At 70.1% G+C, this 21,266-nt stretch carries 17 protein-coding genes; 14 read left to right on the top strand and 3 right to left on the bottom strand.

Features of this window, described 5'->3' with window-relative positions; all coding sequences use genetic code 11:
• From ACIA8X_RS05335 to ACIA8X_RS05310, 6 genes are all read left to right on the top strand, one after another.
• A complete protein-coding gene (locus ACIA8X_RS05335) occupies positions 1 to 1,485 on the top strand; it encodes a VCBS repeat-containing protein (RefSeq protein ID WP_393451362.1) in 1,485 nt (494 codons plus the stop codon).
• Positions 1,486 to 1,653: 168 nt separating this feature from the next.
• The gene (locus tag ACIA8X_RS05330; RefSeq protein ID WP_393451359.1) at positions 1,654 to 3,213 is read left to right on the top strand and encodes an alkaline phosphatase D family protein; all 1,560 of its coding nucleotides are present in this window, start codon (positions 1,654 to 1,656) and stop codon (positions 3,211 to 3,213) included.
• Positions 3,214 to 3,306: 93 nt separating this feature from the next.
• A complete protein-coding gene (locus ACIA8X_RS05325) occupies positions 3,307 to 4,500 on the top strand; it encodes a hypothetical protein (protein WP_393451356.1) in 1,194 nt (397 codons plus the stop codon).
• A 181-nt stretch (positions 4,501 to 4,681) separates the two neighbouring features.
• Positions 4,682 to 6,181 (top strand): D-ribitol-5-phosphate cytidylyltransferase, encoded by a 1,500-nt coding sequence (locus ACIA8X_RS05320; protein WP_393451353.1) that lies wholly within the window; start codon positions 4,682 to 4,684, stop codon positions 6,179 to 6,181.
• Between the two features lie 161 nt (positions 6,182 to 6,342).
• Positions 6,343 to 8,415: a hypothetical protein gene (locus ACIA8X_RS05315; protein ID WP_399457975.1), complete on the top strand. Its 2,073-nt coding sequence runs from the start codon at positions 6,343 to 6,345 to the stop codon at positions 8,413 to 8,415.
• Positions 8,416 to 8,683: 268 nt separating this feature from the next.
• Positions 8,684 to 9,910: a glycosyltransferase family 2 protein gene (locus ACIA8X_RS05310; RefSeq protein ID WP_393451350.1), complete on the top strand. Its 1,227-nt coding sequence runs from the start codon at positions 8,684 to 8,686 to the stop codon at positions 9,908 to 9,910.
• Here ACIA8X_RS05310 and ACIA8X_RS05305 read toward each other — a convergent pair.
• Positions 9,879 to 11,951, bottom strand: a complete 2,073-nt coding sequence (locus ACIA8X_RS05305; RefSeq protein ID WP_399457818.1) for a hypothetical protein — start codon at positions 11,949 to 11,951, stop codon at positions 9,879 to 9,881. The two genes, ACIA8X_RS05310 and ACIA8X_RS05305, sit on opposite strands and share 32 nt — an antisense overlap.
• A gap of 121 nt (positions 11,952 to 12,072) precedes the next feature.
• Positions 12,073 to 13,479: a polysaccharide pyruvyl transferase family protein gene (locus ACIA8X_RS05300; protein WP_399457817.1), complete on the bottom strand. Its 1,407-nt coding sequence runs from the start codon at positions 13,477 to 13,479 to the stop codon at positions 12,073 to 12,075.
• A 212-nt stretch (positions 13,480 to 13,691) separates the two neighbouring features.
• Here ACIA8X_RS05300 and proB point away from each other — a divergent pair, with 212 nt between their 5' ends.
• The 5 genes from proB to ACIA8X_RS05275 all read left to right on the top strand — a co-directional run bounded on the left by proB (position 13,692) and on the right by ACIA8X_RS05275 (position 18,768).
• Positions 13,692 to 14,798, top strand: a complete 1,107-nt coding sequence (proB, locus tag ACIA8X_RS05295) for a glutamate 5-kinase (protein ID WP_393452071.1) — start codon at positions 13,692 to 13,694, stop codon at positions 14,796 to 14,798.
• Between the two features lie 194 nt (positions 14,799 to 14,992).
• Positions 14,993 to 15,448, top strand: coding sequence for a hypothetical protein (locus ACIA8X_RS05290; protein WP_393452068.1), 456 nt, complete (start codon positions 14,993 to 14,995; stop codon positions 15,446 to 15,448).
• A 74-nt stretch (positions 15,449 to 15,522) separates the two neighbouring features.
• A complete protein-coding gene (locus ACIA8X_RS05285) occupies positions 15,523 to 16,809 on the top strand; it encodes a glutamate-5-semialdehyde dehydrogenase (RefSeq protein ID WP_393451341.1) in 1,287 nt (428 codons plus the stop codon).
• A gap of 185 nt (positions 16,810 to 16,994) precedes the next feature.
• Positions 16,995 to 17,573, top strand: coding sequence for a hypothetical protein (locus ACIA8X_RS05280; RefSeq protein WP_393451338.1), 579 nt, complete (start codon positions 16,995 to 16,997; stop codon positions 17,571 to 17,573).
• Positions 17,574 to 17,694: 121 nt separating this feature from the next.
• Complete coding sequence (locus ACIA8X_RS05275) at positions 17,695 to 18,768, top strand: hypothetical protein (protein WP_393451335.1); 1,074 nt, start codon at positions 17,695 to 17,697, stop codon at positions 18,766 to 18,768.
• 55 nt (positions 18,769 to 18,823) lie between these two features.
• Here the strand turns inward: ACIA8X_RS05275 and ACIA8X_RS05270 are convergent, their stop codons facing one another.
• Positions 18,824 to 19,960 carry a M48 family metallopeptidase gene (locus ACIA8X_RS05270; RefSeq protein ID WP_393451332.1) on the bottom strand — a complete coding sequence of 379 codons (1,137 nt, stop codon included), beginning with the start codon at positions 19,958 to 19,960 and terminating at the stop codon, positions 18,824 to 18,826.
• A 124-nt stretch (positions 19,961 to 20,084) separates the two neighbouring features.
• Here ACIA8X_RS05270 and ACIA8X_RS05265 point away from each other — a divergent pair, with 124 nt between their 5' ends.
• The 3 genes from ACIA8X_RS05265 (at position 20,085) to nadD (ending at position 21,259) form a co-directional block, all read left to right on the top strand.
• Positions 20,085 to 20,246, top strand: a complete 162-nt coding sequence (locus tag ACIA8X_RS05265) for a hypothetical protein (protein ID WP_393451329.1) — start codon at positions 20,085 to 20,087, stop codon at positions 20,244 to 20,246.
• A 130-nt stretch (positions 20,247 to 20,376) separates the two neighbouring features.
• Complete coding sequence (locus tag ACIA8X_RS05260; RefSeq protein ID WP_093909386.1) at positions 20,377 to 20,541, top strand: hypothetical protein; 165 nt, start codon at positions 20,377 to 20,379, stop codon at positions 20,539 to 20,541.
• Positions 20,542 to 20,620: 79 nt separating this feature from the next.
• On the top strand, positions 20,621 to 21,259 hold the full coding sequence (gene nadD, locus ACIA8X_RS05255) for a nicotinate-nucleotide adenylyltransferase (protein WP_393451326.1): 639 nt from the start codon (positions 20,621 to 20,623) through the stop codon (positions 21,257 to 21,259).
• Positions 21,260 to 21,266 lie beyond the last annotated feature (7 nt).

Genomic DNA, 21,266 nt, shown 5'->3' with positions numbered 1-21,266 from the left:
ATGAACAGGCGCACAGGAACCTGGCGCACGGGACTCGCCGTCGTCATGGCGGTGACGGGTGCGGCGGTTCTGCCCGCCGCCCACGCGGCCGGGGACACCCCGTCGGCCACCGCGAAGCTCCAGGACGACTTCAACGGCGACGGCTACGCGGACGTGGCGATCGCGGCGCCCGAGGCGACCGTCGACGGCAAGACGAAGGCCGGGTACGTCGCCGTGGTGTACGGCTCGGCAAGCGGGCTGAAGACCGCCTCCAAGCAGGTCATCAGCCAGAACACCGCCGGCGTCACCGACTCCGCCGAGACGGGCGACCTGTTCGGCAGCGCGGTGAGCAGCGAGGATCTCGACCGGGACGGCTACGACGACCTCATAGTCGGTGTCACCGGCGAGGACAGCGTCGAAGGGGGCGCCGAGACCGGGCTCGTCCAGGTCGTCTGGGGCGGCGCGAACGGGCTGTCGGGCGGGGCCGCGTTGGCGTACGGGCACGAGACGTACGACCGGCTCAGCGAGCGGGGTGAGCTCACCGTCGGCGATGTGAACGGGGACGGCGCGCCGGATCTCGTGGTCGTCGAGAGCATGGTCAAGCTGCGCGTCATCAAGGGGCCCTTCGGGCGGGACGGCGCCGCGAGCGGCGGGGAGCAGAGCGTCCTCGACGACTCCGACCCCCGGTTCCTGGATCTGGCGACCGGCGATGTGAACGGGGACGGCATCGACGACGTCGTCGGCACGATGAACGACGGTGACGAGTACGACGCCCGGCGGATCACGTACTGGCAGGGCACGGCCGACGGGCTCGCCGAGGGGGTCGTGCTCCGGGACAGCAGGGACTGGCGGGTGCAGGGCGGCGAGTCGCTCGACCTCGGGGACGTGAACGGGGACGGGTACGCGGACATCGTCGTCGGGCGTCCCGTGGACGGCTACGACAGCGACCTCGACACCCCGATCCCCAAGGGCGGCCGGGTCGCCTTCGTCCCGGGTTCCGCCGATGGGCCCGTCGGCACCAAGGCGATGTACGTCAACCAGGACAGCGCCGGAGTCCCGGGCGCCGCCGAGCGCGGGGACGGCTTCGGCTCCGACGTCTCGGTCGCCGACGTCAACGGCGACGGGTACGCCGACGTCTCGACCGGCGTCCCCGGCGAGGACTACGACGGGCTGAGCGACGCCGGCGGCGTCATCGTGCTGCGCGGCGGCGCGAGCGGGCTGACCGGCGCCGGTGCGACGGGCGTCAACCAGGACACCGCCGACGTGCCGGGCGCGGCGGAGACCGACGACGTCTTCGGCCGCACCACCCACCTCGTTGACGCCGACCAGGACGGCCGTGCCGAACTCGTCGTCGGCGCGACTGGGGAGAACGCGAACGCTGGGTCGGTGTGGGTGTTCCGGCCCACGTCGGCCGGGATCACCCCGACCGGCTCGTTCACCTTCGGGGCCGGGACGCTCGGCACGGTCGCGGCGAACGCGAAGCTGGGGTCCGGGTTCAACTACTGATCCACCGACAGACCCGTTGTGGCAAGGGCACGTTCCCGTGCCGCAACGGGTTTTCTGTTGTCTCCCTATTTGTCATGCACGCGAAGCTCGCAGTTCAGCAGCCAGGCCGCCCACGGGCGTGAGCATCCGAAGAGTCCAAGAGGCCAGCGAGGCAGGGGAGTTCGCACGATGACCGGTGTTTCCGGAACCGTATCGCCCGACCGACGCCGCTTTCTGACCGCCGGAGCCGCTGTGCTCGGCGCCGCGGCCTCCGCCCAGCTGTGGCTGCCGACGGCCGCCCGTGCCGCCGAAACCCCGCTGCCCGACGGCGTGTTCAGCCTCGGCGTCGCTTCCGGCGACCCACTGCCCGACGGCATCGTGCTGTGGACACGCCTCGCCCCGGACCCCCTGAACGGCGGCGGGATGCCCGACAGCGTGGTGTCCGTCGAGTGGGAGCTCTCGGAGGACGAGCGGTTCAGGAAACCGGTGCGGCGTGGTGTCGCCCAGGCCCGGCCCGAGTTGGGGCACAGCGTCCACGTGGACGTACGGCGGCTGCGCCCGGGCCGTACGTACTGGTACCGCTTCCGCGCCGGCGGCCAGCTCTCGCCCACCGGCCGCACCCGCACCGCGCCCCACCCGCACAGCTCCGGCGGCCGGCTGCGCATGGCGCTGGCCTCCTGCCAGAACTGGCAGCACGGCTACTTCACGCCGTACGCCGACATGCTGGACCAGGACCCCGACTTCGTGCTGTTCGTCGGCGACTACATCTACGAGTCGACCCCGTCGGCGACGGGTGTGCGGCGGCACGAGGGCACGGGTGAGCCGTACAGCCTGGTCCAGTACCGCAACCGGTACGCCCAGTACCGCTCCGACCCGGACCTCGCCGCGATGCACGCGGGCGCGCCCTGGGTGGTCACCTTCGACGACCACGAGATCGACAACGACTTCGCCGGCGAGATCCCGCAGGACCCGGACAAGCAGCCGCACGACGCCTTCGTGGCCCGCCTGACCGCCGGCTACCAGGCGTTCTACGAGCACATGCCGGTCCGCGCGAGCGCCATCCCGAACGGCCCGCACATCCAGATGTACCGCCGCCTGGAGTTCGGCCGCCTGGCCAGGCTCAGCGTGCTGGACACCCGGCAGTACCGCAGCGACCAGGTCAAGAGCCAGGAGGCGGCGCAGGACCCGTCGCTCACCATGCTCGGCGCCGAGCAGAAGCAGTGGCTCATCGACGGGCTGCGTCACTCGCCGGCCCGCTGGAACATGATCGGCTCGCAGATCATGATGGCCGAGACCGACCTCCAGGTCGGCGAGGGCAAGCTCTGGTACTACGACGCCTGGGACGGCTACCAAGTCGAACGCAACGCCCTGATGCGGGAGTTCAAGGACGTCCGCAACCCGGTCGTGTTCACCGGCGACCGCCACCTGACGATGATCAGCGACCTCAAGGAGGACTACGCCGACCCGGGCTCCGACGTCGTGGGTGCCGAGTTCGTCGGGACGTCCATCTCCAGCAACGGCGACCAGGACCAGGCGGCCTTCCACAAGGAGTGGGACCCGCGCCTGCCGGACAACCCGCACTGGAAGCTGCTCGACGCCCACCGCGGCTACCACCTCTTCGACATCCGCCGGGACGGCATCGACGCACAGGTGCGGATCGTGGACACGGTCCGGCAGCAGACGGCCACGCCGAGCACGCTGGCGCGGCTGCGGGTGGAGGCGGGGCGGCCGGGCGTCGAGGTCGTGTAACTCCGATCACCGTAGGTGGGGGGCCTGGGACTCATCCGTGTCCCAGGTCACTCTCAGCACAGTCTCAGGAAGGGCTCTTACCGTCCTCTGACCATGGAGACGGACTGTACGAGAGATGAACTCCCCGCGAACGGCGGCGTGATCACCCCGCTGCCCACCGGGACCCGCCTGCTGCACATCGGCCCGCACAAGACGGGCACCACATCGATCCAGGGCGCGCTGTTCGAGGCGAAGGACGAGATGGCGCGGTACGGCGTCGAGTGGCCGGCCACCACCCGGCACCCCATGGAGGCGGTCCTGGCCGCCTGTGCCCGCACCGGAATGCTGGGCGACGCCCTGCCCACCGAGCGGCACTGGGAACGGCTGCTGGAGCGGGTGCGTGCCACGGGGCGCCGTACGTCCGTGATCAGCAGCGAGTTCTTCGCCGACGCCCCGGACGACGAGACGATCGGGCGGATCGTCGGGCAGCTCGGCGGTGACCGTGTGCACGTCCTGGTCACGCTGCGCCCGCTGGCGCGGATCATGCCCTCGCAGTGGCAGCAGTACGTGCAGAACGGTCTGCGCATGGGCTACGAGGACTGGCTGGAGCACATGCTCAGGAAGCCGCCGTACGAGAAGCCCAACCCCAGCTTCTGGCACCGGCACCGGCACGACCGGCTCGTCGAGCGCTGGGCCCGGGTGGTCGGTCCCGAGCGGGTCACCGTCGTCGTGGTCGACGACCGGCACCGGGAGGGGCTGATGCGCACCTTCGAGGCGTTGCTCGGACTGCCCCCGCACCTTCTACGACCGGTTCCGGACGCCGCGAATCGGTCACTCACCCTCGCCGAGACCGAAATGCTGCGGAATCTTAATAAGGAATTCCGCGCCAATGAACTGCCCGAGGAGCTCTATTCACAGCTCGTCCGGAACGGCGCCGTGATGCATATGAAGAACACGTGCGCTCCCGGTCCCGGCGACGTGAAGATCTGCACCCCGCGGTGGGCCGTCGAGGAGGCCGCCGAGATCGGCGCGGAGATCGCGGAGCGTATCGGGGGGACGGGGGTGCGCGTCCTGGGCGATATGCGGCTGTTGTCCGAGACGCAGAAGTCGGCGACCCGCACCGAGGCGGAGCCGCGCATCGCCCCCGAGGCCGCCGCCCAGGCGCTCTACGGTGCCCTCGCCGCTGCTGCCGCCGCGCCCGTGCGGCACACCGCGGCCGCCAAGTCGCGCTCGGTTCACCAGACGTCGTCCAAGGAGCTGGTGCGGGTCCTCGGCCACCGCTGCCTCAAGCGGCTGCGGCTTCGGTGAGCTTGTGCGGTTACTCACAGCAATTCCCCGGAACCCTCGCGGGTACTCTCGGCAAGGACCATGCGTACAAGGTGAATGACAGGTTGCGCGCACATATGCAGCCGGGGGCGCTCACCTTGCACTGCGGTAACCCCAAGTGGGACCATTTCCAAGTTCCCAGTCGCCACAAGGTAGGTCACCTGTGTCCCAGCACATAGCCAAGCCCCGTACCACCGCAGTGATCCTGGCCGGTGGCACCGGTCAGCGGGTGGGTCTGTCGATCCCCAAGCAGCTGCTGAAGATCGCCGGCAAGGCAGTCATCGAGCACACGTTGACCACCTTCGAGAAGGCCGACTCGATCGACGACATCATCGTGCTGATGGCGCCCGGCTATGTGCCGGACATCGAGAAGATCGTCGCCAAGGCCGGGTTCACGAAGGTCAAGAAGATCATCGAGGGCGGCTCCACGCGAAACGAGACCACCGAGCGCGCCATCGACGCCCTCGGTGAGGGCTTGGCCGAGGGCGAGGACCTCAACGTCCTGTTCCACGACGCCGTCCGCCCCCTGCTGTCGCAGCGCGTCATCGACGACTGCGTCGTGGCGCTGGAGCGCTTCCAGGCCGTCGACGTCGCCATCCCGTCCGCGGACACCATCATCGTCACGCGCACGCACGGCGACGACGGCGAGTTCATCACCGAGATCCCGGACCGCTCCCGGCTGCGCCGCGGCCAGACGCCGCAGGCCTTCAAGCTGTCCACGATCAAGCGGGCCTACGAGGTCGCCGCGGGCGACCCCAACTTCCAGGCCACCGACGACTGCTCCGTCGTGCTCAAGTACCTGCCGGACGTGCCGATCCACGTCGTCGCGGGTGACGAGTACAACATGAAGGTCACCCAGCCCGTCGACGTCTTCATCGCCGACAAGCTGTTCCAGCTGGCCTCCACGGCCACGCCCGAGCAGTACGACGAGGAGGCCTACCGCGAGCTGCTGAACGGCAAGACGATCGTCGTCTTCGGCGGCTCGTACGGCATCGGCAAGGACATCGCCGAGCTCGCCGAGTCCTACGGCTCCAAGGTGTACGCGCTCGGCCGCTCCACCACCGGCACGCACGTCGAGAACCCGGAGGAGGTCGACGACGCGCTGTCCAAGGCGTACGCCGAGACCGGGCGCATCGACTACGTCGTCAACACCGCCGGTGTCCTGCGCATCGGCAAGCTCGCCGAGACCGACAACGCCACCATCGAGGAGGCGCTGAAGGTCAACTACCTCGCCCCGGTGCAGATCGCGCGCTCCTCGTACAAGTACCTGGCCGAGACCAAGGGCCAGTTGCTGCTGTACACCTCCAGCAGCTACACCCGCGGTCGCGCCGAGTACAGCCTGTACTCCTCGACCAAGGCCGCCATGGTGAACCTCACCCAGGCCCTGTCCGACGAGTGGGCCGGCGACGGCATCCGCGTCAACTGCATCAACCCGGAGCGCACCGCCACCCCGATGCGCACCAAGGCCTTCGGCCAGGAGCCCGCGGGCAGCCTGCTCTCCTCCGAGGCCGTCGCCCGCACCTCCCTCGACGTGCTGCTCTCCGAGCTGACCGGCCATGTGATCGACGTCCGCCAGCAGGACCCGACCGCGCCCGCCGGAAAGGCGTCCGGCTTCGAGCAGGCGCTGGCGAGTGTTCTGGACCGCCAGGACGGCGTGGCATAATCAGCGGTTAATAGCCTTATGGAATTCAGGCCTCTGCGATTCTTCGTTCACGAAGAATTCACAGGGGCCTGAGTCCTTCCCTCTTCACACCTCACCCATCAGACCGGCCCCACTCCCTGAGCAGGTTCTCCGTGATATCCACCGCTATTCGCGTCGCCCGGGTGGGCAGCCCGGCCGAGCTCGCTGCGGCGGCCCTCATGATCCTGGGCTTTCCGGCGCTCATGCTGGCCGCGCTCATCCCGAGCGTTCCCGCCTTCGCGGCCGCGGCCGCCGTGACGTACCTGGCGGACCACTATCTGCACCGCAAGGGCAGCTATCTGGTCAACCGCCTGAGCAAGGTCCGGGCCGGTCTGTCGATCCGCTTCCTGATCAGGCAGCTGCTGCTGATCCTGCTGCTGGCCCGGCTCGGTTTCGCGGACGACCTGATCTACTACGGCGCGATCGCCTGCTTCATCGCCTTCTACGGCCTCCAGGCCCCGCACGGCGCGCTGGTCACCCTGATCCGCAACCGCCGCCGTATGCCGGTCGCCACCCGCAGCGTCGACCTCGCCTCCCGCATCCGCATCCCGGACGCCCCGCCGCGCCGGCTGCTGCACCGCTCGGCCGAGAAGATGCTGCACCTCGACCTCGCGGCCGTCGCGGGCATCCTCGTCTCGGCCGCCCTGGAGTCGGCCGTCGCCGGCTTCATCGGCATCGGCGTCACCGTGGGCCTCGGCTTCCTGTACGTCTTCACGCTCGTGCCGTACGTCCGCGGCCGCAAGATCCCGCCGAACGCGGAGACCGTCCTGGCCGCCGTCGACGACTGGCTGGGCGAGTACCGGCCCGAGACGGTGCTGTACTTCTCCGGCTCCAAGGACTCCGCCTACCAGGTCAACATGTGGCTGGAGACCATGGAGCAGCTGGACTCCAAGCCGCTGATCATCCTGCGTGAGCGCGCCATCCTGAACAACATGGCGCCCACCACGGTCCCGGTCATCTGCGTGCCCGGTGGCGTGCACCTGATGAACCTGGACCTCTCCAACGTGCGCGTCGCGCTTTACGCCGCGAACGTCGGCAAGAACATCCACCTGCTGCGCGTCCCGACCATGAAGCACGTCTTCATCGGCCACGGCGACAGCGACAAGCTGGCCAGCGTCAACCCGTACAGCAAGGTCTACGACGAGGTGTGGACCGCCGGGCGCGCGGGCCGCGACCGCTACGCCATCGCCGACGTCGGCGTCCGCGACGACGACATCGTCGAGGTCGGCCGCCCGCAGCTGGCGCCGATCCAGGGTTGGAGCGGCGTCCCCGAGGGCCGGATCCCGACCGTTCTGTACGCCCCCACCTGGGAGGGCTGGGACGGCAACCCCGGCAACACCTCGATCGTGCTGGCCGGCGAGAACATCGTGAAGAAGCTGGTCAAGGCCGATCCGCCGGTCCGTGTCCTGTACAAGCCGCACCCCTTCACCGGCACCGTCAGCAAGGAGGCCGGCGCCGCGCACCGCCGGATCACCGCCCTGGTCGAGCAGGCCGCCACCGAGCGCGCCGCCGACCCGCGCTTCACGGTCGACGCCGCCGCGCAGACCGCCGCCAAGGCCGAGCTGGCCCGTATCGAGGCCCGCCTCGCCGAGCTGTCCGGCAAGGGCAGCGGCAGCGTCAAGGGCGACGAGGCCGAGGCCACCCGCGACGGGCTGGTCGACCCCGCCCGGCACGAGGAGGTCGCCCGGCTGCGCACCGAGTGGAACACCGCGTACTGGCGTTCCTTCCCCGGCCACGAGCACCGCGTCATCACGGGCGCCGAGCCGCGGCTGTACGACTGCTTCAACGTCTCCGACGCGATGGTCTCCGACATCTCCAGCGTGGTCTCCGACTTCATCGCCAGCGGCAAGCCGTACGCCGTCACGGACTCAGCCGAGCTGGGCGTGGAGGAGTTCAAGCGGCAGAACACCGCGGTGCGCGCCGCGACGATCCTGGCCAACAGCGCTGCCGAACTGGGCGAGCTGCTGGACGCCGTACGGGAGCCGTCCGCCGACCCGCTGGCCGAGGACCGCAAGGACCTCAAGCGGTACCTGCTGGGGCCGGACGAGCCGACCTCCATCGTCCAGTTCAACACCGCGGTGTCGAACCTCGCGATCAAGGCCGAGTCGCGCAACGTCGGCCAGGAGTCACGGGCGGCGGCCGGAGCCGCCGAGGCCCAACCGGCGACCGTACCCGGGCCGCGGGTGGCCGTGGCCGGGGACGATGTGACGGCCTGATCCGCGAACCAACGGCGCGGCCCCCGAGGAGCACTCCTCGGGGGCCGCGCCGTTTCTCGTGGGCGCCCGCACCGTCGTCTCTTGTGCTCGGCCGCACCGCTTCTAGCAGGCCTCTTACGTTTCCCGAATAACGTAAGTCCATGTCAGTTCGCTATGTGACCTGAGTCACGAATGTATGGGTTCGAGGCAACCGCTTCCATCATCCAGCCGTCTATCAAGTAGCGAATGAGGCGATACGGGGGAAATATCCCGTTGATAAGGGGGAAACGTGACCGTCACGCAGCCTGATGTGAGTGTGATCATCGGGGCGTACGAAGCGATGCCGTATCTGATCGAGTGCCTGGCATCCGTCGAGGCACAGACCATCGATCCGGAGCGCATCGAGGTCATCGCCGTCGACGACGGGTCGACGGACGGCACGGGGGAGTGCCTGGAGGAGTTCGCCGCCCGGGTCCCGATGCCGGTGACCGTGATCCGGCAGGACAACTCCGGTGGCCCCAGCGGCCCGCGCAACGTCGGCCTGGGCAAGGCGGCCGGGCGTTACGTCTTCTTCCTGGACGCCGACGACCGACTGGGCCCCGAGGCCCTGGAGCGCATGGTCGCGATGGCCGACCAGAACGGCACGGACGTCGTGCTCGGCCGGGTCGAGGGCGTCAACCGCACCGCGCCCAAGTCGATGTGGGGCGAGACGCTGGAGCGGACCGACGTCTTCTCCTCCAACATCAAGTTCACCCTGAGCGCGCAGAAGCTGTTCCGCCGCGAGCTGCTGACCAAGCACAACATGCGCTTCGACGAGTCCCTGTGGACCGGCGAGGACGCGGTGTTCACGATGGAGGCCTATCTGCGGGCGAACGGCGTCTCCGTGGTCGCCGACCACACCTGCTACTACCTGGTGGGCCGCGACGACGGCAAGCACGTGACCAAGAGCGGCAGCTACACCCTGCGCTTCGACTCCGCGCGCGCCCTGATGAACCTGATCGCCGAGCACGTGCCGGCGGGCGACCGGCGCGACACCCTGATGGTCCGCCCCTTCCTCATCACCCTGCTGCCGCAGTTCGGGCCCAAGTACGCCAAGGACAGCGAGAAGGTCAGGCAGCACAAGCTCGAACTGGCGGCGCCCCTCATGGACGCCTACTGGACCGCGAGCATCGCCCGCCGCTTCAAGGTCGAGGAGCGTCTGCGGCTGCACCTGGTCGCCGAACAGCGGGGTGAACTCCTGCTGTCCGTCGTGGAGTTCATCAAGGCCAAGAAGCAGGCGGCGGCCCTCCTGGAGAAGAAGGGCCGCCGGGTCTACCTCGCCTACCCGCACTTCCGGGACGAGGTGGCCGGGATACCTGACTCCGTGTACCTCGCCGAACCGCGCGAGGCCCGCGTCTTCCCGGGGTACCGGGAGGGCGGCGTGGACTCGTTCGTGCGGCGTGCGGTGCGCAAGGCGCGCCGGGTGCTGAAGTCCTCGCGCGGGGCTACGCCGGGCGGGCGGGCTGCTGCGGCGTGACGGACCGGCGCTGGTCGGGGATCTCCGCGGGGAACTCCGCCGCCAGCCGCTCCGCCATCCGCGCCCGGTGCTGCCGGGCCGCCGAACACAGCGCCTGTACGGCGTCGTTGAAGCGCACCTGTGACGTCGGCTCGTCCGGCCCCAGCAGGTGCCGCTTCAACTCCGCCCGCGCCTGGACCAGTTCGTCCCTCTCGGGGTGCCGCACCGTGTCCAGCAGCTCCGGCACCCCGCCCGCGTCCGGCGTCAGCACGGTCGCCGCGCGCACGGTCGGGAAGGCCTTGCGGAACACGTCCTCCGCGAGGCCGCTGGTGTTCGCCACGGCGTACGGCTTGCCGCTCGCCAGGAAGTCGCTGATCACGCTCGACACATCGCTGATCAGCAGGTCGGCCACGTTGAAGCAGGCGTACAGCGTGGGCCGGGCGGCCGTGACGACCTGGTGCTCCCCCTCCGGCAGTGACGCCCAGTACGCCTCCTCCCAGGCCGCCGTGGCCGCCGCCACCGCCTGAGCCCGCCCCGGCTCCGGCACCGCCTGGAGCAGCATCCGCTCCACCTGATCGGCGCCGGCCCGGTCGGTCGTCGTGGTGAGCCGGTCCAACTCCCGTGTGAGCTGGGCGAGTTCACCGTTCTCGCGCGGCTGCTCGGCCGCCCGCTCCCGGTTCGCCGCCCGGATCAGCTCACGGATCCGCAGATCGGCCGCCCCGGCGCGCGGATCCACCGACCCCGTCAGCGGATGCGGCTTGTACAGCAGCCGTACACCAGGCTCCGCGAGCAGCGCCCGCACGAGGTTCTCACCGGCCTCGACCACCGAGGTGTTGCCGGGGTTGCCGTCCCAGCCCTCCCAGGTCGGCGCGTACAGGACGGTCGTGCGGTGGCCGTCAGCGGCTCCGCCGCGGGCACGGTCCGACGGGCCCTCGCATGGCCGTACGGCGTCCAGCTGTGGTCGGCCGATCTCCACGACGTCCTTGTCCTCGACGCCCACCTCGGCCAGCGCGTACCGCTCCCGCGCCGCCGGCCCCGCCACCCACACCTCGTCGTACGCCTTCGCGTACGGGTTGCAGGACGACAGCTTGTCGCTCTCCCCGTGGTTGACGAAGGTGTGCTTCAGCGTGGGGATGCGCAGGACCTGGGAGGTCTTGCCGGAGTTGGACGGGTGGATGAGGACCTGGAGCGAGGACTCCTCCAGACGCATCAGCGTGGAGACCTTCGGCAGACACAGGATCGGTACGTCCGTCGGCGCGATCTTCTGCACCATGAACCGCTCCCGCAGCACGATCAGGGGACGGCCCTCCAACTGCGCGAGCGGCTCCAGCCACATGTTCGCCTGGTACGCCGAGGAGGCGCCGCCGGAGAAGTACAGGCCGGCCGTCGGCCGGTACTCCGCGAGCCACGCGTCCAGCCAGGCCAGCGCCTCCCGCTCACCCGCCGGGCGACGGCTCGGCAGCAGCCGTACCAGAAGGTCGTACAGGCCCAGGAGGGCGAGCCCGAGGGACAGCGCGATACCGAGGGCCGCGCAGCGGGGGTCGTCGGTGGCCGCCGTGGTCAGCAGGCCCGCGGTGGCCGGGAGGCCGAACACGAGCAGGCGGTCGCCGGGGCGGCGCAGCAGGACCGGTGGGGCGGGGGAGAGGCGCAGGGCCGAGGCGTCGATGTTGCGGGTGACCACCGGCAGGGTGCGGGTACGGCGGACCAGCACCGAGACCGCCTGGATCGCGCAGTGCAGCGCGTAGAAGGCGAGGAGACCCGCGACGAGCGGCGTGTACAGCGTCTCCCGATGCTGCTCGCCGAGCCGCAGCAGGGCCACGACCAGCAGCAGGTCCCGCAGCACATGCCGCACGGTGATGTCCGCGTGCGACTTGGCGAACACCGACAGCATGCCCCGGTGCCAGCGGTACAGCACGCCCTCGACGGCCAGGGACACGACCGTCGCGGCCAGCAGCAGCGGGACGTGCGGGCGCAGCGCCGCCACGGCCTGGGCGACGAAGGCGGCGACCAGGAGAGCCGTGACGAGCGCTCTCGCCGGGATGCGGGACAGGGGTGTGGGCAACTGCGGTCACTCCAAGGTCGGCGCGGGACGTCGTGCGTCCGGGTTAACGCGCGGCGGCCTGCAGACGACACGCACGTGTCCTGGGGGCCTGGAGTGACCGGGCTGCCGCCAGTCGCCGCCCCTACCGTCCGGACTGCAACGCCCGCCGGATCGGGCCGCCCACCACGCGCCGCGCCCGGCGGTAGACGGACGTCGCCGGGAGCGCCGGGCCGCCCTTGGCGCGGGACAGCTCCCGCCGCAACCGGTCGTTGTCCAGGGCGAGTTCGCCGATACGGCTCTGCAGCCAGCCGAACCGGGTGGTGAGCGAGGTGAGGTCGGCGTCGTTCCAGGGGCGCACGCCCGCCGGGAAGGCCAGCGACCTCATGCGTTCGTCGAAGGCGGCGCCGCCGTCGCCGTGGGTGAACGTGTTCTCCAGGCCGTTGCGGTCCAGGAACGCCGTGAACCGCTCGAACCGCTCATGGTGGCCGCTCATCAGGGCGCCGAAGTCGGCCTCCTCGTACAGCGACGCCGGGTCCAGGTCCTCGGGCAGCTTGTCGATCCGGCGGTGCGGGATGTCGAAGTAGCGGCACAGCTCCAGCGTGCGCGAGTCACCGCACAGCACGGTCGCCGGCGTGCCCGCGAGCAGCGCGGCGATGTTGCCGTGGATGCGGGAGCCGAAGGAGAAGTCGAACCCGCGCAGGTCGTCGATCCAGGTGACCGGGTCGACGTAGACGCGGACCTTGTCCTCCTGGTACATCGGGTGCTCGGGGTGCGTCGGCATCGCCGTCACCTGGCCGTTCGGGTCGGACAGGTCCCGCCAGTGCAACTGCCGTGCGTCGCTGATGTTCTGGCCGATGAAACGCAGGTGGGGGTAGCGGGCGTGGGCGCGGTCGATGACCCGGTCCAGGCCCTGGGACTTCACCGCGCTGTGCGAGCCGTTCACCGCGATCCGGGAGCCGGCGCCGAGGGCGGGCTCCCGCTTGGTGACGGTGAGTTCCTTGCCGTACAGGAACAGCGAGGGGCAGCCGATGACCTCGACGTCCCTGAAGCCCAGGTCCTTCAGGTACTTCTCGGTGAACTCGCCCCGGACCCCGATCGAGGCGCTGCGGTCGAGCACGGCGGAGACGAACTCGCGCACCGCGGGCTCGATGCCCTTCAGCCGCGCCGCGTTGTAGCCGAGCCCGGCCTGTGCGCCGACCCCCACCACGACCACGGGGATCCGGAGCTTGCCGATCAGCCGAGTCAGCCGCTTCAACTGACCCTCGAACGAAGGCCGGAACGCGTTCGCGAGCGGGACGACGAAGGCGTCGTACTCCTCGTTGATCCGGCCGGCCGCCGAGACGTCGGTGCGGATGCCGTTCGAGACGACCTCGGTGTGCGGGGTCTCGAGGATCTTGTGGGTGGCGTCGCTGAAGATCAGGTTGCCGGAGTTGGTGGCGATGACGTCCCGGTGCAGGGACTCCTCCACGGAAACCACGTCGTAGGGGCTCTTGCCGGAGCGGACGAGGAGGCGCTTCCCGCGGCGTACATCGTGAACATTGTGTGACACAGAGTTCAAAATATGTTTGCCCTGTCGTTGTTTTCTATAGGCAACCAACGCAACCTTTTTGCCGTGCGCGACGCGTGAGCAAACAGTTACCGCCCGCCTGTCCGGGGGCTGGAATCCCCGCGCGCCGAACGATCCGCTTCGCGTAGATTGCCGAGCAGGCAACCGGATGTACGCGAGGGGAAAGAGCACAGGTGGCAGGGGCAAGGCAGGGTGTGCGCGAGGCCCGCAGGATCGTCGTCAAGGTGGGGTCCTCGTCGCTGACCACCGCGTCGGGAGGGCTGGACGCCGACCGTGTGGACGCGCTCGTCGACGTCCTCGCCAAGAGCCGTAGCGGCGGGGAGCGGGAGGTCGTCCTCGTCTCCTCCGGCGCCATCGCGGCCGGTCTCGCCCCGCTGGGCCTGCGCCGGCGCCCCAAGGACCTGGCCCGCCAGCAGGCCGCCGCCAGCGTCGGCCAGGGTCTGCTCGTGGCCCGCTACACCGCCTCGTTCGCCCGCTACGGCGTCCGCGTCGGCCAGGTCCTGCTGACCAGCGACGACATGAGCCGCCGCGCCCACCACCGCAACGCCTCGCGCACCCTCGACAAGCTGCTCGCGATGGGCGCGTTCCCGATCGTCAACGAGAACGACACCGTCGCCACGGACGAGATCCGCTTCGGCGACAACGACCGGCTCGCCGCCCTGGTCGCCCACCTCGTACGGGCCGATCTGCTGGTCCTCCTGTCCGACGTGGACGGCGTGTACGACGGCGACCCCCGCAAGCCGGGCACCTCGCGGATAGCGGAGGTGCGGGGGCCGGAGGATCTCGCCCAGGTCGAGATCGGCAGCGCGGGCAAGGCCGGCGTCGGCACCGGTGGCATGGTCACCAAGGTCGAGGCGGCCCGGATCGCCGCCGCCGCTGGCATCCCGGTCGTCCTCACCAGCGCGATCCACGCCGCCGAGGCACTGCACGGCGGCGACACCGGCACCTACTTCCACGCCACCGGCAAGCGCTCCGCCGACCGGCTCCTGTGGCTCCAGCACGCCTCCACACCCCAGGGCTCGCTCACCCTCGACGACGGTGCGGTACGGGCGGTCGTGGAGCGCCGCACGTCCCTGCTGCCGGCCGGAATCGCCGCCGTCGAGGGCGAGTTCAGCGCGGGCGACCCGGTCGAACTGCGCGACAGCGCGGGGCGCGCGGTGGCCCGCGGACTCGTCAACTTCGACGCCAAGGAGATTCCGCAACTGCTCGGACGCTCGACGCGGGAGCTGGCGCGGGAGTTGGGTGCGGAGTACGAGCGGGAGGTCGTCCATCGGGACGACTTGGTGATCCTGCATCCCTGAGGGGCGTGTGGGAGGGGGGCGGCTCTCGGGCCGGGCCGAAAACGGGGGGAACGCCCCGCTAGCGATGTCGCCCTCAGGTGGACGTTCCGCAAAACCGCCCCACAAGCCCTTGCGGCCTGCTCAACTTTGTCTCGGGGAGGCATTCCGCACCACCCCGATTCCGGGCATGCGTAAAGGAGGCCGTCGTGAGACGAGTGCGCCCTGGGGCGGCGTCCCGCGGTGCCGGTGGGGCCTCGTCCCGTGCGGCCGGTGAGGAGCGCGCCTTGACGAGCGTCGCGGCCGGCGACCGGTACGAGGAGCCCAAGGATCTGCCCCGTCTGTGGCACGTCACCCTCAGCGTCTCCGGCCAGGAGGCCCCGCTGAAGGAGGTGCGGCGCGCCCTCGAACAGCTCGCCCACGACCACCCCTTTCTGCTGACCAGCAGATACGCCAACGACCACGCCGAGATCCGCTACTGGGAAGAGGCCCGCGACCTGCACGACGCCGCGGCCGTCGCCCTGCGCCTGTGGGGCGAGCACCGGCAGAGCGCGGGGCTGCCGCCCTGGGAGATCGTCGGCCTGGAGGTCATCGACCGCGAGACCTACCACCTGCGCATCGCCGAGGGCTACGGACCGTCACCCGCGACTCCCGTGGGCGTCCACCCCTACTGAGCGGCCCCGCAGGGTTTGTCTCGCGGTTCGGAATGCGCGCTGAACCGGCCTGGCAACCGCACTACCCTTCTTTCATGACCACGCTCTCGCCGTACGACTCCATGTCCCCGGTCAACCGGGCCGCCTACCGCGCCAAGGCCGCCGCCGCCGACCTCGCCCCGCTGCCGCGGGCCGAGAAGGACGACGCGCTGCTCGCCATCGCGGACGCACTGGAGGTCCGTACGAGCGAGATCGTCGAGGCCAACGCCAAGGACATCGCCAAGGCCCGCGAGGCCGGCACCAGCGAGGCGATCATCGACCGGCTGACGTTGACGCCGGAGCGGGTGCGCGCCATCGCCTCCGACGTGCGGGACGTCGTGGCGCTGCCCGACCCGGTCGGCGAGGTCGTGCGCGGCTCCACCCTCCCCAACGGCATCGACCTGCGCCAGGTCCGCGTCCCGCTCGGCGTCGTCGGGATCATCTACGAGGCCCGCCCGAACGTCACCGTGGACGCCGCCGCCCTCTGCCTGAAGTCCGGCAACGCGGTGCTGCTGCGCGGCTCGGCCTCGGCGTACGAGTCGAACTCGGCGCTCGTCCGGGTGATCCGCGACGCCGTGGGCGGGGCCGGCCTGCCCGCCGACGCCGTGCAGCTGGTGCCCGGGGAGAGCCGGGAGAGCGTGCGCGAGCTGATGCGGGCCCGCGGCCTGGTCGACGTGCTGATCCCGCGCGGTGGCGCGTCGCTGATCCAGACCGTCGTCACGGAGTCGATCGTCCCCGTGATCGAGACCGGCACCGGCAACTGCCATGTCTACGTCGACGCCCATGCCGACCTCGACATGGCCATCGAGATCCTGATCAACTCCAAGGCCCAGCGCGTCAGCGTCTGCAACGCCGCCGAGACCCTCCTGGTCCACCAGGACATCGCCCCCGAGTTCCTGCCGCGCGCCCTGGACGCCCTCGCCGACGCCGGGGTGACCGTGCACGCCGACGAGAGGGTGCTGGCGTACGCCAAGGACTCCAAGGCGACCGTCGTCGAGGCCACGGCGGAGGACTGGGAGTCCGAGTACCTCTCGTACGACATCGCCGCCGCGGTCGTGGACTCGCTGGACAAGGCCGTCGAGCACATCCGGCTGTGGACCTCCGGTCACACCGAGGCCATCGTCACGACCTCGCAGCAGGCCGCCCGCCGCTTCACCCAGCTGGTCGACTCCACGACGGTCGCGGTGAACGCCTCCACCCGCTTCACCGACGGCGGCCAGTTCGGCTTCGGTGCGGAGATCGGCATCTCCACGCAGAAGCTGCACGCCCGCGGCCCGATGGGGCTGCCGGAGCTGACCAGCACGAAGTACATCGTCACCGGGGACGGGCACGTACGGCGCTGAGCCGCGCCGAATCCGCGTCATCGGGGCGCGTTGGCGGCCCTCGGGGCGCACGGCGCACGGCCAGGGCATATGCGTCCGACACGCGCCCCCAGGCCGCTTCCGTACTGCGCGCCAGGTGTCTCATAAGGCGGATGAATTTCCCTACCGTCTGCCCAAATTGACCCCCCAGGTCTACTCTGGATCCCGTGCCGGAGGACGTGGGGGGCACGCCGTTCCCTGACGGCTGGGAGCCCGACGACGACCACGACCGCGGGGTGTCGGACGAAGAGTTCGCCTCCGTGGTCTTCGACGAGGCCTTCGTGCAGGCGGCCGTGGTGCACGAGCCGACCGCCGTCGAGCGCCTGCTGGCCGCCGCCCAGGCGAGAGCGGAGGCCTCCGAGGCGGAAGCACGCCGGGCACACGGCCGGGGCGAGCGGTACGACGACGGGTACGGCCCCGACGGCCACACCCCTTTCGGCCATGATCCGGACTTCGACGATCTGGACGACACGGACATAGTCGAGGGCCGTTACGGCGCCCCGGGGACGTACGGCAAGCAGGTCCGCTGGCATCGTCCCGTCGCCTGGATCCTCGCCCTCGTGATGGGCATCGGCATGGTCGCGCTGGCCTTCACGGCGGTCTATCGCGGCGCCTCCTCCAGCGGCCGGGACCAGCAGGTCCCGCCGCCCGCGTCCACCGGTCTCGAACAGGGCAACGGAGTCGCTCCCTCCGCCTCCGCCGACCACTCCCAGCCGGCCATCTCGGCGACCCCGCGTACGCCCTGACCGGACCTGATCGCGGGCCTGAGCGCTACGGACAGCGGTCTGACCAACCTGGTGAGAACCTGTCAGAACTTGTCGTGTACCAGGGCGTTTACCGGGGCTTCCGGCGACCTACCCTGAAAGTATGGGAGGGCCTGGAGACCCACCTGAGGGGACACCCGAGGGCGGACCCGCAGGTGGAGAGGACGAGTACCGATCCGTCGTCTTCGACGAGTCGTTCGTGCGCGCTGCCCGCCTTCAGGAGTTCTCCGCGCAGGAGCGCATGGGCGATCACGCGCCCGCCGTCCGCAGCCGTCCACCCCTGCGCCGGGGGCTGTCCCGGCAGGCACTGATCCTCGTCCTCCTGATCGCCGTGGCCTTCGGTACGGCGATCTATATGGGTGTACGGCATCCCTACCAGAGCCCCGCCAGTTCCGGGCCGCCCGCCGAGCCCCTGCGGATGACCGTCATCCCGCTCGCCCCGCAGAGCAAGGTGCCCGGGGCGACCGACACCGAGCGTCTGTACGCGCAGAGTCCCGCCGCGCAGTTCCGCATCGGCGCGGAGGGCATACCGCTTCCGGCCGCGCGGCGGACGGCGCACTTCTCGGACAGCCAGGTGACCAACGCGCTGAGCATCGCGAAGGACTACATCGTGCGGTCCGCGCTGTATCCCGAGGTGCTCACGGGCGACCAGGTCCGGCCGGTCCGGGTGCTGCTCGACCCCGATCAACTGGACCAGTTCGACCAGAGCTTCAGGCAGCCGGCCGCGGACGGGCGACACGCTCCGACCGGGTGGCTGGTTCGCTTCGATTCCTCCGAGACCGAGCTGGCCGACCGCAAGATCCGCGTGCAGGGCACGCTCCAGGCAGCCGAGACCGACTCGACCACGCTGGAGGTCACGGCGGACCATACGTTCGTGTACGCGCTGCGGGCCGCCCAGGCGGAGCAGGTCGGCGAGGCGTCACTGTTCACCGTCCGGCGCGAGCTGCACTTCCGTTTCGACCGCGAGGACCTGCGGCTGCACCAGGCGCAGCTGGTCGTCTCCTACGTCCAGGCCGGACCGCTGTCCTGCGCCGAGGACTCCACGAACCGGCTCCACCCGCTCCTGGCCGGGCAGACGGCGAAGGAGGGCGGCCCGGCGGGGACCGACCCCTACGCCACGGGTGGGGCCACGGCGCTGTGCGGGTCTCTGGCGGCGGGGGCCCAGCCGAAGGTGTGAGCCGGTCCTCCTCCGTCGGACCCTGTCCTCAGCCGTAGCCGTCGGACCCCTGTCCTCAGCTGCCGGAGCTGCCTGACCCCTGGTCGTCCGTGTCGTCCGTGTCCCCCCGCCTCGGCTCGTCCTTCGGTGTCGCCGTCGTCGTGCCCGTGAAGCCGCCGAAGCCCCGCCGGACCCGGCCGCCCAGGTCTCCCGCGCCGCCCGCGATGTCCGTGACCAGCTTCATCAGCGGGTCCTTGGAGGACTTCACGTGATCGGCGTAATGGGACGCAGACTCGCGGAAGGAGTCGGTGACCGAGGTGTCCTTGTCCTCGGTGCGGCGCGGGTAGTGGCCGTCCATGAGCCGCTGGTAGTCGCGGGACTCGGCCCACTTCTTCAGCTCGGCCGCGCGGACCGTGGTGAAGGGGTGCGAGCGCGGCAGGACGTTCAGGATCTTCAGGACCGAGTCGCGCAGGTCGCCGCCCGCCTCGTACTCCTCGGCCTGCTTCAGGAACGCGTCCACGTTCATCTCGTGCAGGTGATTGCCGCCCGCGATCTTCATCAGGCCGCGCATCGAGGACTGCAGGTCCTGGCCGACGAGCAGGCCTGCCCGGTCGGCGGAGAGCTCCGACTTGCGGAACCACTCCCGCAGGCCCGTCACGATCGCCATGATCGCGAGGTTGCCCAGCGGGATCCAGGCGACCCGGACGGCGAGGCTGGTCAGGAACAGCAGGATCGTGCGGTACACCGAGTGGCCGGAGAGGGCGTGGCCCACCTCGTGGCCGATCACCGCCTGCATCTCCTCCTCGTCGAGCAGCTCCACCAGACCGGTCGTGACCACGATGATCGGCTCGTCCAGGCCGATGCACATCGCGTTCGGCACCGGGTCCTGGTTGACGTACATCGGCGGGACCTTCTCCAGGTCCAGGATGTAACAGGCGTCCCGCAGCATGTCGTTGAGGTGGGTGAACTGCTGGTCCGACACCCGGACCGAGTCGGACAGGAACAACAGCCTGAGGCTGCGCTCGGGCAGCAGGCCGCTCAGTGCCTTGAAGACCGTGTCGAAGCCGCTGAGCTTGCGCAGGGCCACCAGGGCCGAGCGGTCGGCGGGGTGCTCGTAGGCACGCGAGGAGATGCCCGGGAAGCGCCTGCGCTGCCTGCTCGGTACGTTCTCGTGCCCGTTGTGCTCGTGGCCGTCGGACATGTCTTCCCCCATGTGCTCGTGGATGGCTCTGTGCGGCTCTTTGCGGAGCCTTGTTCCGCCCTTTGCGCCCCCGAAGCAGAGCCCAGCCTAGGCGGAGTTACCGTGGACGGGCACTACAGCGAAGGAGTTCCGCGCCATGGAGCACAACCCCGCAGCCGCCTGGCTCACCGAGGCCGCGAGCGCGGCCGAGCAGCAGGGGACGGGGAATCTGCTCCGGGTCGTGCTGATCGTGATGGTCGTGGGCTGTGTGCTGACCGCGTGGTTCCTCTTGCGGGGCTACAGGCGGAAGGACGAATGAGCCCCCGGGAAGGTTCCCCGCGGGCCGTCGGAGGCTCTCCAACGGTGGAGTCGGCGTGTCCGCCGTCAGGGCGCCCGCTTACGATGGGCCGACATCTTTATCCCGCCCACACCGATAGGTCACGCCGAAGATGAGCTTCCACAGCGCAGCTGCCCAGTTGGTCACCCTCGCCGCCGAGGGCGAGGAGCACGGCGGCAACCACCAGAGCATCAGCCCGTGGGCCACCGGAGGTGGCGCGTTCATCATCCTCATGCTGCTGCTGTGGATCACGACCCGCTTCAACCGCGACCGCTGAGCGCCTGCCAGGCCCTTCCCGCTCCGCCCGGACAACTGTCGGCCGGAGCTCTCAGGCGGGGCCGGTAGGGTCTGCACGCATGGGAGAGCAGGACATGCCTACCGGCCCCGGAAACGGCCCGTCGAACCCCGGCAAGCGCCGTCTCGGCGTCATGGGCGGAACGTTTGACCCGATCCACCACGGCCACCTCGTCGCGGCCAGCGAGGTCGCCGCGCAGTTCCACCTCGACGAGGTCGTGTTCGTACCGACCGGCCAGCCCTGGCAGAAGAGCCACCGGCACGTCTCCCCGGCCGAGGACCGCTATCTGATGACGGTCATCGCCACGGCCGAGAACCCGCAGTTCTCCGTCAGCCGCATCGACATCGACCGCGGCGGCCCGACGTACACCGTGGACACCCTGCGTGACCTGCGCGCGCTCAACCCCGAGACCGACCTCTTCTTCATCACCGGCGCTGACGCCCTCGGCCAGATCCTGACCTGGCGGGATTCGGAGGAGCTGTTCTCCCTCGCGCACTTCGTCGGGGTCACCCGGCCCGGCCACCACCTCGACGACGACGGGCTCCCGGAAGGCGGTGTCTCGTTGGTCGAGGTTCCCGCTCTGGCCATCTCGTCCACCGATTGCCGCGCGAGAGTCGCAAAGGGAGACCCCATCTGGTATCTGGTGCCGGACGGAGTCGTGCGCTACATCGACAAGCGCGAGCTGTACCGCGGCGAGTGAGGCGAGT

The organism is Streptomyces sp. NPDC051738, assembly GCF_044453205.1.
Taxonomy (GTDB): domain Bacteria; phylum Actinomycetota; class Actinomycetes; order Streptomycetales; family Streptomycetaceae; genus Streptomyces.
The sequence above is the reverse complement of the archived record's forward strand: the minus strand, read 5'-3'. Positions and strand labels throughout refer to the sequence as shown.